The sequence below is a fragment of the Clostridium beijerinckii genome, assembly GCF_008705175.1.
Classification (GTDB): domain Bacteria; phylum Bacillota; class Clostridia; order Clostridiales; family Clostridiaceae; genus Clostridium; species Clostridium beijerinckii.
The window spans coordinates 4,776,471-4,790,858 of the sequence record NZ_CP043998.1 but is presented as its reverse complement, the minus strand read 5'-3'; the positions used below and the strand labels follow the sequence as shown (position 1 = coordinate 4,790,858).

The 14,388-nt window shown below is 30.4% G+C and carries 7 protein-coding genes; 6 read left to right on the top strand and 1 reads right to left on the bottom strand.

Annotation, left to right across the window (positions count from 1 at the left end):
• Positions 1 to 110: 110 nt before the first annotated feature.
• Both F3K33_RS21535 and F3K33_RS21530 read left to right on the top strand, forming a co-directional pair.
• Positions 111 to 1,802, top strand: coding sequence for an AAA family ATPase (locus tag F3K33_RS21535; protein WP_039769509.1), 1,692 nt, complete (start codon positions 111 to 113; stop codon positions 1,800 to 1,802).
• A 134-nt stretch (positions 1,803 to 1,936) separates the two neighbouring features.
• Positions 1,937 to 2,590: a DedA family protein gene (locus F3K33_RS21530; RefSeq protein ID WP_039769507.1), complete on the top strand. Its 654-nt coding sequence runs from the start codon at positions 1,937 to 1,939 to the stop codon at positions 2,588 to 2,590.
• Positions 2,591 to 2,899: 309 nt separating this feature from the next.
• Here the strand turns inward: F3K33_RS21530 and F3K33_RS21525 are convergent, their stop codons facing one another.
• Positions 2,900 to 4,213, bottom strand: coding sequence for an aspartate kinase (locus F3K33_RS21525; protein ID WP_039769505.1), 1,314 nt, complete (start codon positions 4,211 to 4,213; stop codon positions 2,900 to 2,902).
• A 1,542-nt stretch (positions 4,214 to 5,755) separates the two neighbouring features.
• On the opposite strand from F3K33_RS21525, the gene glnA reads away from it, so the two are divergent.
• From glnA to F3K33_RS21505, 4 genes are all read left to right on the top strand, one after another.
• Positions 5,756 to 7,087, top strand: coding sequence for a type I glutamate--ammonia ligase (gene glnA / locus F3K33_RS21520; RefSeq protein ID WP_012060363.1), 1,332 nt, complete (start codon positions 5,756 to 5,758; stop codon positions 7,085 to 7,087).
• Between the two features lie 41 nt (positions 7,088 to 7,128).
• The gene (locus F3K33_RS21515) at positions 7,129 to 7,689 is read left to right on the top strand and encodes an ANTAR domain-containing response regulator (RefSeq protein ID WP_012060362.1); all 561 of its coding nucleotides are present in this window, start codon (positions 7,129 to 7,131) and stop codon (positions 7,687 to 7,689) included.
• Between the two features lie 172 nt (positions 7,690 to 7,861).
• A complete protein-coding gene (gene gltB, locus F3K33_RS21510) occupies positions 7,862 to 12,439 on the top strand; it encodes a glutamate synthase large subunit (protein ID WP_038457919.1) in 4,578 nt (1,525 codons plus the stop codon).
• Between the two features lie 13 nt (positions 12,440 to 12,452).
• Positions 12,453 to 13,925, top strand: coding sequence for a glutamate synthase subunit beta (locus F3K33_RS21505; RefSeq protein ID WP_012060360.1), 1,473 nt, complete (start codon positions 12,453 to 12,455; stop codon positions 13,923 to 13,925).
• The last annotated feature ends 463 nt before the right edge of the window (positions 13,926 to 14,388 follow it).

Sequence of the window (14,388 nt, the reverse complement as noted above, 5' to 3'; positions counted from 1 at the left end):
TAAATGATGAGTGAAGTTTCTTATTTTAAGCAAATAGTTTATAGGATATAATATTAAAGAAAGAAAATGTAAATGAGTGGATATGTTTAGTAGGAAAGAAGGAGATTATTATTAAAAAGAAGCTGCCAATTGGAATAGATGATTTTAAAACGCTAATAGAAAATAATTATTATTTTGTAGATAAGAGCTTACTTATAAAAGAATTTATAAATAATTCTGCTAATATAATTTTAACTCCTAGACCAAGAAGATTCGGTAAGACTTTAAATATGAGCATGATTAAATACTTCTTTGATATAAATACTAAAGATGAGTCTGGAACATTATTTGATGAATTAAATATAAAAAAAGATAAGCAAATTATGGAGTTACAAGGAAAACAGCCGGTTATTTTTATAACACTTAAGGATACTAAATTTGCTAATTTTAGAGATTTTACATCAGCAATAAGAGGTCTTATGTCAGAAGTGTATAAAGAATATATATATGTTTTAGATAGTGATAATCTGTTAGATGCAGATAAAGAAGATTTCAACAAAATACTCTATAGTAAAGGTGATATTCCGCTGTTAACAAATTCAATAAAAAATTTGAGCAGGTATCTATGCAAATATCATGATAAAAAAGTAATATTACTTATAGATGAGTATGATGTGCCAATACAAGAAGCATATATAAATGGATATTATGATGAGGTAATATTATTTATGAGAAATTTATTAGGTTCGGTGCTTAAAGGTAATTTATATATAGAAAAAGCATTGCTTACTGGAATACTTCGGGTAGCCAAAGAAAGTATTTTTTCAGGACTTAATAATTTAGAGGTAGATACAATAATTAGAAACAAATTTAGTGATAAGTTTGGCTTTTTGGAAAGTGAGATAGATGAGATTTTATCATATTATGAAAATAACAATGTTAATATAGATAAGAATATGATTAAAGAATGGTACAATGGATATATTTTTGGAAACAATATCATATACAATCCATGGTCAGTACTAAATTATATTGATAATCGGGAAGAGGGATTTAAACCTTACTGGATCAATAGTAGTGAAAATGCTTTAGTTAAGAAAATTCTTTCAAATGGAAATGAGGAAATAAAGAAAGAATTTGAATATTTAATAGAAAATAAAACTATTGAAAAAGTTATAGATGATAATGTAATTATGGGAGAGATTGAAGGATCTAGTGAGAGCGTATGGAGTTTTTTACTTATGACAGGATATTTAAAGGTTGTCAAAAAAGAAAATATAGAAGGTATTTTAAAGTGTGATTTAGCAATTCCCAATAAAGAGGTTTATATATATTTTAAGAATATGATATTAAAGTGGTTTGATGATAGCTTAAGTATGTTAAAGTATAAAACTATGCTTAATGCTTTGGTAAATGGAGATATAAGGAACTTTGGAGCATTATTTAAAGGTTTTGTTATAAATAATGTAAGTTATTTTGATGTCTCAGGAAAGGAACCAGAAAAGGTTTATCATGCGTTTGTTCTTGGAATGTTAGTGTCACTTTCTGATAATTATGAAGTGAAATCAAATAAAGAAAGTGGGTATGGAAGGTATGATGTAATGATAATACCAAAGGATGCTTCAAAATATGGGATAGTAATAGAGTTTAAAAAGATAGATGAATTCTTAAGCGATACAATAGAAGAAGCAACGAAAGAAGCTTTAGAGCAAATAGAGAACAAAAAATATGCACAAGAGCTTTTAAGCAGAGGGATAAATAATATTATAAAACTTGCCATCGTATTTAAAAATAAAGAAGTAGAAATAACTCAAGGCAGTTAAAAATTTTATGAACTACTTGTTAGTCAAAATACACATTTTTTAATAAAATCTTAATTTCCCTTTACTAAATAATAATGTATAATAACCATATGTTATAAATTAATTAATATGTCGAAACATATGGGAGGAAAAATATGAATACAGTTACTTATTTAATTGATATATTCTTGCATCTTGATAAATATCTAGGATTCATAATAAACAATTATGGATTTGAAACATACTTGCTACTATTTTTTATAATATTTTTAGAAACCGGATTAGTAGTAACTCCATTTTTGCCAGGAGATTCGTTAATATTCGCTGCTGCTGCTTTTGCTGCTATGGGAATGCTTAATATATATGCATTATTAGGGCTTTTAATGGTTGCAGCAATCCTGGGAGATACAGTCAATTATGAAATAGGAAGAATTTTTGGTGATAAACTCATTAACATTGCTGGTGGGAAACTTATTAAGAAAGAGCACTTAGATAAAACTAATAAGTTTTATGAAAAGCATGGTGGAAAAACAATAATATTTGCAAGATTTATCCCAATAGTCCGTACGCTAGCACCATTCGTAGCTGGAATAGGAAAGATGCAATATAGGCACTTTATTTCATTTAATGCAATAGGCGGAATTCTATGGGTACTAGTAGTTTCAGCACTAGGATTTTTCTTTGGAAACATTCCAGTAGTTAAAAAGAACTTTGAATTTGTAATTATAGCAATCATATTTATATCTATTGTACCAGTTATCGTTGAATTCTTAAGAAGCAAGATGAAAAAGACTAATCAAACAGTATAAAAAAAGCCTAATTAGGGAGTGGAAAGACTCTTTAATTAGGCTTTTAAATTAATATTTTATAGAAAAGAACATTATTTATAGTTATAGATTAATAATTACATATTAAAATCATACATTATCAGAAAGAAGGATATACTTTTGTGGAGTGTTGTATTGAGAATGTGGCTTTAGGAGTTTCTCCATTGTTGCTTGTCCTTAGGAACTAAGGATCATGCAGGAATGGGCACAATTTCTAATGTTAGAAATCCAAAGTCATATTCTCTAGCAACCGGAACAAAAGTGTATCCTTCTTTCGGTTATATCTATTTTCTAATTAAATGCGTTATATATTGCAGCAATTCCTTTTTCAAAATCATCATTTTCTATACCAACTAGTATGTTCATTTCACTAGAACCTTGGTCTATCATTCTAATGTTGATTTCAGCATTTGAAAGAGCTGTAAATATCTTAGCAGCAGTGCCCCTTTGTTTAGCCATTCCACGTCCAACAGTAGCAATCATAGCTAAATTTGGATGGATTTCTATACTGTCTGGGTTGCATGCTCTTTTAATTTCTTCCACAACAACATCCTTTTTGTTCTTCAATTGAGTGTCTTGAATTACAAAGCATACTGTATCTATTCCAGAAGGCATATTTTCAAATGAAATATTATGCTGTTCAAGTATTGATAAAATCTTTCTACAGAAACCAAGCTCTGAATTCATTGAAGCTTTAGATATTGAAATAACTGTGAAATCTTTTTTACCAGCTATACCTGTTACAGTTGTTGGCTTCATTGAGCCATCTGTATTTTTTACGATAAAAGTACCTTCGTCTTGAGGTTTGTTTGTATTTTTTATATTTATTGGAATTCCAACTTCTCTTACTGGGAATATTGCATCTTCATGTAATACAGAAGCACCCATATAAGAAAGTTCTCTAAGTTCTGAATAAGTTATTTTGCTTATTGGTTTTGGATTATCTATTATTCTAGGATCTGCCATTAAAAATCCTGAAACATCTGTCCAATTCTCATAAAGATCAGCATTGATGCTTGAAGCAACTAAAGCTCCTGTTACATCAGAACCACCTCTTGAGAATGTGATTATATTTCCGTCTTTATCTGCTCCATAAAAGCCAGGAATTACAGCCTTAGAAATTTTAGATAATTTATAATGAAGGGCTGAATCTGTTGCTTTAGAATCTAAAGAACCGTCGCTATTAAAAACCATAACGTCTTTAGCATCAACAAATTGAAAGCCAAGATAGTTAGCAAGTATTAATCCGTTTAAGTATTCACCTCTACTTGCAGCATAATCACTTGAAGCCCCTTCTTCAAGATCTTTTTTTATGATGTTTAAATGCTCTGTAATATCAAAGTCTAAATTTAAATCTTTAACTATATTACAATATCTATCTGTTATATGATTAAAAACATCATCAAAAGATATTCCAGTAGAAACATGGGCGTGGCAAAGATATAATAAATCAGTAATCTTTGAATCTTTAGAATTTCTTTTTCCAGGTGCAGATGGCACTACATATCTTCTTTCTGGATTTGAAAAGATTATTTCTTTAACTTTTTTAAATTGAGTTGCATCTGCTAGTGAACTTCCACCAAATTTTGTTACAATTGTGTTCATAATTATAGCCCCCATATATATGTATTTTTACATATAAGATTGTAGCAATTTATCTAAAAATGTTCAAGTTAATTATTAATAATGCTAAATGATTATTTTCTCTTGAGCATTTGAGTATTATTTATAGAAAAGAACATATAATAAACTGCAAAGCAGATTAAGAAATGGATATAAAATAGATTTATTGTATAGAAGGTACTGAATTTTCCAAATATAAATCAAGTTATTTATTTCCCTATCTGTATAAAAACACATAGAATGCCTTTAAATATTAATGAAGAAAATTTGTTTAATATAATAAATTATATATACTACGAGAACTAATTCTTCATCGTGATTCTAAAAGTATTGCAATAATTTTAACCGTAATTGTGAAATGTGAATTATAAATTTTAAATTGCAATATATATATTCTATGAAAAAAATTTATCGTAGTTAAGCATATAAGTATGTTCCAATAGATAATTTACATTTAAAGTTTCAGTAAGCTGAGTTATTAGTTAAGACTAAAATTTAGAAATTTAATTTCAACATATATTATATGTAGAGAAAATAGTGAGTATTATTAATAACGTTTGACAGAGTAAATATTGATTTGTATAATAAAAATACCAAGTGAAACTTGATTATTTCTTGTTTTTAATTGAAATTCAACGTTGAATAAATCAATAAAAACAATATAGAAATAAAAAGTATGTTAACAATATGTTACTGGTAATTTATATCAAAATATTTTAATTATCAGGAGTTATATAGATAAACAAATTAAGAATTCGATTTATTAGATGAACATATTTACAAGGTTGCTAAAACCTTGAGTTAATGTCTTCACTAGAAATCATAAATATATTTGTGGAGAAAACATTTGAAAATGAGCTGTTAAAGATTCTTAAGCAGAGAACCTAAATCTTTGATTTAGTGAGAATCGCTTACTCAGCGAACGAACGTGAGTCGAGTTTCTGCTAATGGTTGTTCCATTTTAGCTTGTGAAGTGAGAGTCCAAAATTTTATTTTGGGTTCTCGAACTTCCTCAGCAAATGTAATGAGTCGAGCTTCCCTAGGAAAGTTGGAGCATGCTAAAGTGGAACAACCTGCTGCTTAGAACCTTCAGCGATATTTTCATAGTTTTTCGGAATCAAAATATTTATGATTTCGGGAAGTTACCACATAAATTTAGTTTTAAAGTTGGATATCTATATGTATTACAAATTTATATATACTTTGACAACGGAGTCATAGAATTAATAATTCAGATTGATTTCGTTTTTTTGTTATAAGTTATAAAATAATTTTCTGCAGAAGTTATTTTTTATATTTATCAATTTGATAAATATAAGCTTTAATTTTTAAAGAATATGGTATTAATTTCTTTAAAAATTAAAGTTTTTACCACAAAAATACTTACTTTTTTAAAAAATCTATTGATTTGTTAGAAACGGTGGTATATAATTTACTTATTAAATGAATTGAGCAAAGGCGTTCAATAGATGGTATACCGCTTCTATTGTGCGTCTTTTTTTAGAAAAAAAGGGGGTTTGTAAAATGGCAAAGTACACAAAGGAAGATATCATTAACTTAGTAAAGGAAAATGGAGTTAAATTTATAAGACTTCAATTTACAGATATCTTTGGAACATTAAAAAACGTAGCAATTACAGACAGACAGTTAGAAAAAGCATTAAATAATGAATGTATGTTTGATGGATCATCTATTGATGGTTTCGTTAGAATTGAAGAATCTGACATGAATTTAAGACCGAACTTAGATAGTTTTGTAATTTTCCCATGGAGACCGCAACAAGGTAAGGTTGCAAGATTAATCTGTGACGTTTATAAACCAGATGGAAAGCCATTTGAAGGTGATCCAAGATATATCTTAAAGAGAGCTATAGCAGATGCAGCTGAACTTGGATATACAATGAATGTTGGACCTGAATGTGAATTTTTCTTATTTGAAACTGATGAAAATGGTAATGCAACAACAAACACTCAAGATAAAGGTGGGTACTTTGATTTAGCACCTACAGATTTGGGAGAAAATGCAAGACGTGACATGACTTTAGCATTAGAAGAAATGGGATTTGAGATTGAAGCATCTCACCATGAAGTTGCTGAAGGACAAAATGAAATTGACTTTAAATATGGTGATGCATTAACTACAGCTGATAGTATTATGACATTCAAGCTAGTTGTTAAGTCTATTGCACAAAGACACGGATTACATGCATCATTTATGCCAAAGCCAATTTTCGGAATTAATGGTTCAGGAATGCATGTTAATATGTCATTATTCAAGGATGGAAAGAATGTCTTTGTTGATGAAAATGATAAGAATGGCTTAAGTCCAATAGCTTATAACTTTATAGCAGGATTATTAAAGAATATAAAAGGTCTTGCAGCTGTTACTAACCCATTAGTTAATTCATACAAGAGATTAGTACCAGGATATGAAGCACCAGTTTATTTAGCTTGGTCTTGTAAAAACAGAACAGCATTAATAAGAGTACCAGCAGCTAGAGGCGCAGGAACTAGAGTTGAGCTTAGATGTCCAGATCCAAGTTCTAACCCATATTTAGTATTAGCAGCTCTATTACAAGCAGGACTAGATGGTATTAAAAACAATCTACAACCACCAGCAGAAGTTGAAGCAAATATTTTTGCTATGACTGATGAGGAAAGAAAAGCTAACGGAATTGATAACTTACCTAATAACTTATATGAAGCAGTTCAATTCATGAGAGAAAGTGAGTTAGCTAAGTCAGCTTTAGGAGATCATGTATACAATAATTATCTTGAAGGTAAAGCAGCTGAGTGGGATGATTATAGAACTAAAGTACATGACTGGGAATTAGAAAACTATCTTAATAGATATTAATTTAGTAATACCAATTATTATTAATTAAGGTGGGGATTGCAATGGCTCAAGATGGAAGAATTATTATAGCTTTAAGCAATATTGAGACAGCAAAAAAATTAAAGAGTTTACTAATGCAGGAAGGCTATGAAATCATAGCATTATGTGCTTCAGGAAATGAATTAATTAGATTAGTTATGCAACATTCCCCAGACCTAGTCTTAGTAGGATATAAATTCAAGGATATGAGTTTACTAGATGTTTATGAAACACTAGTAGATGTAACTAGTTTTTTAGCTATCGTAAATGAGCCTTATAAATCATTTATAGAAGAAGATACTGATATATATTGTATTGGTACCAAAATCTCTAATGTTCTCTTAACTAATGCTATAAATTTAATTTTTCAAAGCAAAAAGAGAATCAAGAAGCTAAGGGATCAAGTTGAAAAGTTAGAACATACTCTAGAAGATAGAAAGCTTATCGAAAAGGCTAAGGGTCAACTCATGAAAACTTCAGGACTTACGGAGAATGAAGCGTTTAGATATATGCAGAAGATAAGTATGGATTCTGGGAAAAGAATGAAAGATATTGCGAGTTTAATATTAAGTGAAAATGAATAACTTGTAAAATTTAGCAAATACGCGAGTAATTATATTTCAAAAAAGGATGTATTTACTCGTTGTTTGCTACACATAAATGCAATATGATTGTTTTAAGGATAAATAGGTGCCTGATAGATAAATATTTAGGAAGGTACAAATGAATATATTATTATCTCAAGGGGGAATTTTAATGGAAAGAAATAATCCGAATGCACAGGGGTTATATAATCCATGTTTTGAACATGATGCTTGTGGAATTGGGACTATAGTAAACATTGATGGTGAGAAATCTCATGAAATATTATCAGATTGTTTAACTATCCTAGAAAAGCTAGAGCATAGAGGTGGTACAGGCGCTGATGAACATACAGGAGATGGAGCAGGAATATTATTTAATATACCACACAAATTCTTTCAGGAAGAATTGAAATCAAAAGGTATGACTCTCGGAAACGAAGGGGATTACGCTGTTGCTATGGTATTTTTACCACAAGAAGAAAAGGCAAGAAAAGAAGCTATGAGCCTTTTTGAAGATATATCAAAGGAAGAAGGACTTGAACTAATTGGGTGGAGAGAAGTTCAAACAAACCCTTCAATACTTGGAAAAGCATCGCTAGAAGCAATGCCTGCAATAATGCAAGCTTTTGTAAGAAGACCAAATGGAATAAAACCAGGAAAAGATTTCGAAAGAAATTTATATATTGTTAGAAGAAATATAGAAAAAAGAGCAGGATGGATAAGTAAATTCCTAAATGAAACTTTCTACATAGCGTCTTTTTCATCAAAGACAATAGTATATAAAGGAATGTTATTATCTACACAGCTTAGAGAATTTTATAAAGATTTAGAAGATGAAAGAGTTGAAACATCTTTGGCATTAGTACATTCAAGATATAGTACTAATACATTCCCAAGTTGGGAAAGAGCTCATCCTAATAGATTTATGATTCACAATGGTGAAATTAATACACTTCGTGGAAATGTTAATAAGGTTTATTCTAGAGAAACAAATGTTAAATCTAGAGCACTTGGAAAAGATTTAAACAGAGTGTTACCTATCATAAATAAAGAAGGATCAGACTCTGCGATATTTGATAACAATTTAGAATTCTTATATATGAACGGAATGGATTTAACTAGAGCTATTATGATGGCAATTCCAGAACCATGGTATAAGAGTAAAACTATGAGTAAAGAAATGAAAGCTTTTTATGAATATAATGCTACACTAATGGAACCATGGGATGGTCCAGCAGCTATCGTATTTACAGATGGCGAAAAAGTTGGTGCAGTTTTAGATAGAAATGGTTTAAGACCATCAAGATATTATATAACTAAAGATAGAAGACTTATTCTTTCTTCAGAAGTTGGTGCATTAGATATACCAGCTGAAATTGTTGAAAAGAAAGATAGATTAATGCCAGGTAGAATGTTACTTGTAGATACAGTTAAGAAAGAAGTTATAGATGACGAAGAATTAAAAAATTCTTATGCTAATCAATATCCTTATGGAGAATGGTTAAAAGAAAATCTGATTACTTTAGATAAAATGAATGAAAGTAAGAAGTTCAAGATTGAATATGATAAGGAAACTAGAAAGAAATTAGAAAAAGCTTTTGGATATACTTATGAGGAAGTAAAAACAACAATGCTTCCAATGGCTGAAACTGGAGCTGAACCATTAGCAGCTATGGGTGTAGACGTTCCTTTAGCAGTATTATCAAAGAATTCTCAACCGTTATTTAATTATTTCAAGCAGTTATTTGCACAAGTAACTAATCCTCCTATTGATGCTATTAGAGAAGAAATAGTTACAGCTTCTAATGTTTATCTTGGACCAGAGGGTAATATATTAGAAGATAAAGCATCAAATTGTGAGTTGATTAAACTCGATTCACCAATAATTAATGATGAAGAATTAGCTAAAATAAAGGCTTATAATAAAGGAAACTTAAAATCAAAAGTAATTGATATTGTATTTGATAAAGGTGGCTCTTTAGAGGAAGCATTAAATGAAACGTTTGAAAAAGCTCAAGATGCTTATGAAAAGGGATATACTATATTTATATTATCTGATAGAAATATAAGTGAGGCAAAAGTTCCTATTCCGTCATTACTTGCAGTATCAGCACTTCATCAATATTTGGTTAAAAAAGGAACAAGAACTTCAGTTGCTCTAATACTTGAAAGTGGAGAGCCTAGAGAGATTCACCATTTTGCTACATTGCTTGGATTTGGTGCTTCTGCTATAAATCCATATATGGCTTATGAAAGCTTAAGAGGATTAATTGAAGAAGGATTACTTGATTTAGAATATGATAAAGCTGTTTACAACTATAATAAAGCAGTGCTTAAAGGTATAATTAAAATACTTTCAAAAATGGGTATTTCAACAATACAATCTTATCAAGGAGCACAAATTTTTGAAGCTATAGGAATTGGAAAAGAAGTTATTGATAAATACTTTACTAATACTATAAGCAGAATCGATGGAATTGGACTCGCTGAAATTCAAAAAGAAGCAGAGATAAACCACAAAAATGGATTTAAAGAAAAAACTTATGCAGCAGACTTTTCGTTAGATTCTCCAGGATATGAAAAGCTTAGATCAGGAGAAGATAGTGGAGAAGAGCATTTATATAATCCATTAACTATTCATAAACTTCAAGAAGCTACTAAAACATCAAATTATGAATTATTTAAAGAATATACTTCTTTAATTGATGATGAAAAAGCTGAAATCACTTTAAGAGGATTATTAGAATTTAACTATAATTCTAAGGCAATTCCACTTGAAGAAGTTGAGCCAGTTTCAGAAATTGTTAAGAGATTTAAGACAGGAGCAATGTCTTATGGATCAATTTCTAAAGAAGCTCATGAAGCACTTGCTATTGCCATGAACAGAATTGGCGGTAAGTCTAACACTGGTGAAGGTGGAGAAGATAAGGATAGATGGACTAAAGATGCAAATGGGGATTCAAGAAGATCTTCAATAAAGCAAATTGCATCTGGTAGATTTGGAGTAACTTCAGAGTATTTAGTAAATGCAGATGAACTTCAAATAAAACTAGCACAAGGAGCAAAACCTGGTGAAGGTGGTCAATTACCTGGAACTAAGGTTTACCCATGGATTGCTAAAACTAGACATTCAACTACAGGGGTTGGTCTTATATCACCACCACCTCATCATGATATTTACTCAATAGAAGATTTAGCTCAATTAATATATGATTTAAAGAATTCAAACACTGGAGCTAGAGTATCTGTTAAGTTAGTTTCAGAATGTGGAGTTGGAACTGTTGCAGCTGGTGTTGCTAAAGGTGGAGCAGAAGTAATATTAATTTCAGGGTATGATGGAGGAACAGGTGCATCACCTAAAAACTCAATCAAAAATGCCGGACTTCCTTGGGAACTTGGACTAGCTGAAGCTCACCAAACATTACTTCTTAACGATTTAAGGGAAAGAGTTAGAGTTGAAGTAGATGGTAAGCTTATGAGTGGTCGTGATGTTGCTATAGCTGCCCTTCTTGGAGCAGAAGAATTTGGCTTTGCAACTGCACCATTAGTAACTTTAGGTTGTGTTATGATGAGAGTTTGTAATCTAGATACTTGTCCAGTTGGAGTTGCAACTCAAAATGAAGAGCTTAGAAAGAGATTTAAAGGAAAGCCAGAATATGTAGTTAACTTTATGTACTTTATAGCTCAAGAACTAAGAGAAATTATGGCAAGTCTTGGATTTAGAAATATTGATGAGATGGTTGGTAGAGTAGATAAACTTAAGCAGAGAGAAAATATTCATGGCTGGAAAGCTAAGAATGTTGATTTAAGCTCAATACTTTACACTCCAGATAAGTATAAAGGAAAAGTTGTTAAGTTTGATGAAACTAAGAAATACGACTTTAAATTAGAAAGAGTACTAGATCAAAAAGTATTCCTAAGCCAATTTAAAGACGCTATAGAAAAGAAAGAAAAAGTAAACTTTGAAATTGATATAACTAATACTGATAGAACACTTGGAACTATTCTTGGATCTGAAATAACAAGAGTAAATGGTTCAGATGGATTAACAGAAGATTCTATTACTATTAAGTGTAATGGAGCTGCAGGTCAAAGTTTTGGTTCATTCATTCCAAGTGGATTAACCTTTGAAGTTGAAGGAGATGCTAATGATTACTTAGGTAAGGGATTATCAGGTGGTAAAATTATAGTATATCCTCCAAAGAAATCAACATTTGTAGCAGAAGATAATATCTTGATTGGAAATGTTGCTTTATATGGTGCAACTTCAGGAAAAGTATTTATAAATGGTATTGCAGGTGAAAGATTCTGCGTTAGAAATTCAGGAGCGACTGCTGTTGTTGAAGGAGTTGGAGCTCACGGATTAGAGTACATGACAGGTGGTAAGGTTGTTGTTTTAGGTAAAACAGGAATTAACTTTGCTGCTGGTATGAGTGGCGGAATTGCTTACATTTATGAAGAGGATCCAAACTTTAGAATAAACTTAAATGAAGAAATGATTCTATTAGAAGAGTTAAGCTTAGAAGATGAAGAAGAATTAAAGAACTTAATTGAAGAACATGTGAAAGTTACAGGCTCTCCTAAAGGAAATAAAATATTATACAACTTTGAGACAGAAAAATCTAAATTCCACAAAATAATTCCAAAGGATTATAAGAGAGTATTGGAAACTGTTGAAAAGCATAAGAATCTTGGATGTGATGAGGATGAAGCATTAATTAAAACTTTCCAAGAAATTAAAGGAAATTAGGAGGGTTAGAAAAATGGGTAAACCAACGGGATTTTTAGAGTATGATAGAGAAGTAGGTAAAAATAGAGAACCTAAAGAAAGAATAAAAGACTATAAAGAATTTCATTTAAGTCTTCCAGCAGAAAAGCAAAGTATTCAAGGTGCAAGGTGTATGGACTGTGGTGTTCCATTCTGCCAATCAGGAGTATTATTCTCAGGTATGGTATCTGGTTGTCCACTTCATAACCTAATTCCTGAATGGAATGACTTAGTGTATAGAGGAAAATGGGATTTAGCTTATGAAAGATTAGATAAGACTAATCCATTCCCAGAATTTACAGGAAGAGTATGTCCAGCTCCATGTGAAGCTGGATGTACAGCAGGATTAAATGGGCCTTCAGTTGCTATAAAGGAAAATGAAAGAGCTATAATTGATACTGCTTTTAAAAATGGAATAGTTAAAGCTAATCCTCCAGCTAAGAGAACTGGAAAGAAAGTTGCTGTAATAGGATCAGGTCCAGCAGGACTTGCAGCAGCAGATACATTAAATAAATGTGGTCATAAAGTTACTGTTTTTGAAAGAAGTGACAGACCAGGTGGATTATTAATGTATGGTATTCCAAATATGAAGCTTGATAAAGAAGTTATATTAAGAAGAATAAATCTTATGGCGGAGGAAGGTATTAGATTTGTAACTAACGCTAATATTGGTGAAAATTATGATGCAAATGAAATATTAGATGAATATGATGCAGTAGTACTTGCAACTGGCGCATCTGAGCCTAGGGATCTTGTAGCAAAAGGTAGAGATGGAGTTAAAGGCGTACATTTTGCAGTAGATTTCTTAAAAGCTAATACAAAAAGTCTTCTAGACTCAAATCATGATGATAATAATTATATTTCAGCAAAAGATAAAAATGTAATTGTAATTGGTGGTGGAGATACAGGAACAGATTGTGTTGGAACTTCACTTAGACATGGATGTAAATCATTAGTTCAATTTGAAATAATGGGTGAACCTCTTAAAGAAAGAGGAGCTAATAATCCATGGCCAGAGTGGCCTAAAGTTCTTAAGGTTGATTATGGCCAAGAAGAATTTATAGATCTTTATGGCAAAGATCCAAGAGAATATTTAACTACAGTTACAGGTCTTAATACAGATAAAGATGGAAATCTTGAAAGTGTTGATACTGTAAAAGTTGAATGGAAGAAAGACGAAAATGGAAGATTTGGTCCAGTGCCAGTTGAAGGATCAGAAAAAACTTATCAAGCCGAACTTGTATTGCTTGCAATGGGCTTCACAGGTTCACAAAATTACATTAAAGAAGCTTTTGGTGTTGAATCAGATGCAAGAAGTAACATAAAAGCGAATGAAAAAGATTTTAAAACTAATGTACACAAAGTATTTTCAACAGGTGATGCTAGACGTGGACAATCATTAGTTGTTACAGCTATAAATGAAGGAATAAGAGCAGGAATATCTGTTAATGAATTCTTAAGAAAATAGCATATTGAAATGGGAGTGATATTCTAAGTATTTAGAAGTATCACTCCTATTTTTTGGATAAATTTAAATCTTAAATTTAGATACAGTAGGTGACAATAAGTAAGCACTAAATTCTATTAAGAATATTTTTATAACTAACATATTTATGAATAGTATGTATATTGCAAAAATAATTTTTCATAACGATTATAAAAATATTGCAAGAGTCTTAGCTGTAATTGTGAATTGTGAAATGTGCATTGTGAACTGTGAATTGTGAATTGTGAATTGTGAACTGTGAATTGTGAATTGTGAATTGAAATATATATATTAGGAAAGTAACGCCACACTCAGTATAGATTCGCATGAAATATATATTTTAATTAATAATTAAGAATATTTTCATGAATTTATATTAACTAGATATATATAATATAGAGGTGAATATTTTTTATTCTCTAGGAATTTATATTGAAGATAAATC

Bases quoted from the DNA above. Each gene is read 5' to 3' on its own strand.
- F3K33_RS21530 (WP_039769507.1), top strand. From the start codon at position 1,937: ATGAATACAGTTACTTATTTAATTGATATATTCTTGCATCTTGATAAA.
- F3K33_RS21525 (WP_039769505.1), bottom strand. From the start codon at position 4,213: ATGAACACAATTGTAACAAAATTTGGTGGAAGTTCACTAGCAGATGCA.
- glnA (WP_012060363.1), top strand. From the start codon at position 5,756: ATGGCAAAGTACACAAAGGAAGATATCATTAACTTAGTAAAGGAAAAT.
- F3K33_RS21515 (WP_012060362.1), top strand. From the start codon at position 7,129: ATGGCTCAAGATGGAAGAATTATTATAGCTTTAAGCAATATTGAGACA.
- gltB (WP_038457919.1), top strand. From the start codon at position 7,862: ATGGAAAGAAATAATCCGAATGCACAGGGGTTATATAATCCATGTTTT.
- F3K33_RS21505 (WP_012060360.1), top strand. From the start codon at position 12,453: ATGGGTAAACCAACGGGATTTTTAGAGTATGATAGAGAAGTAGGTAAA.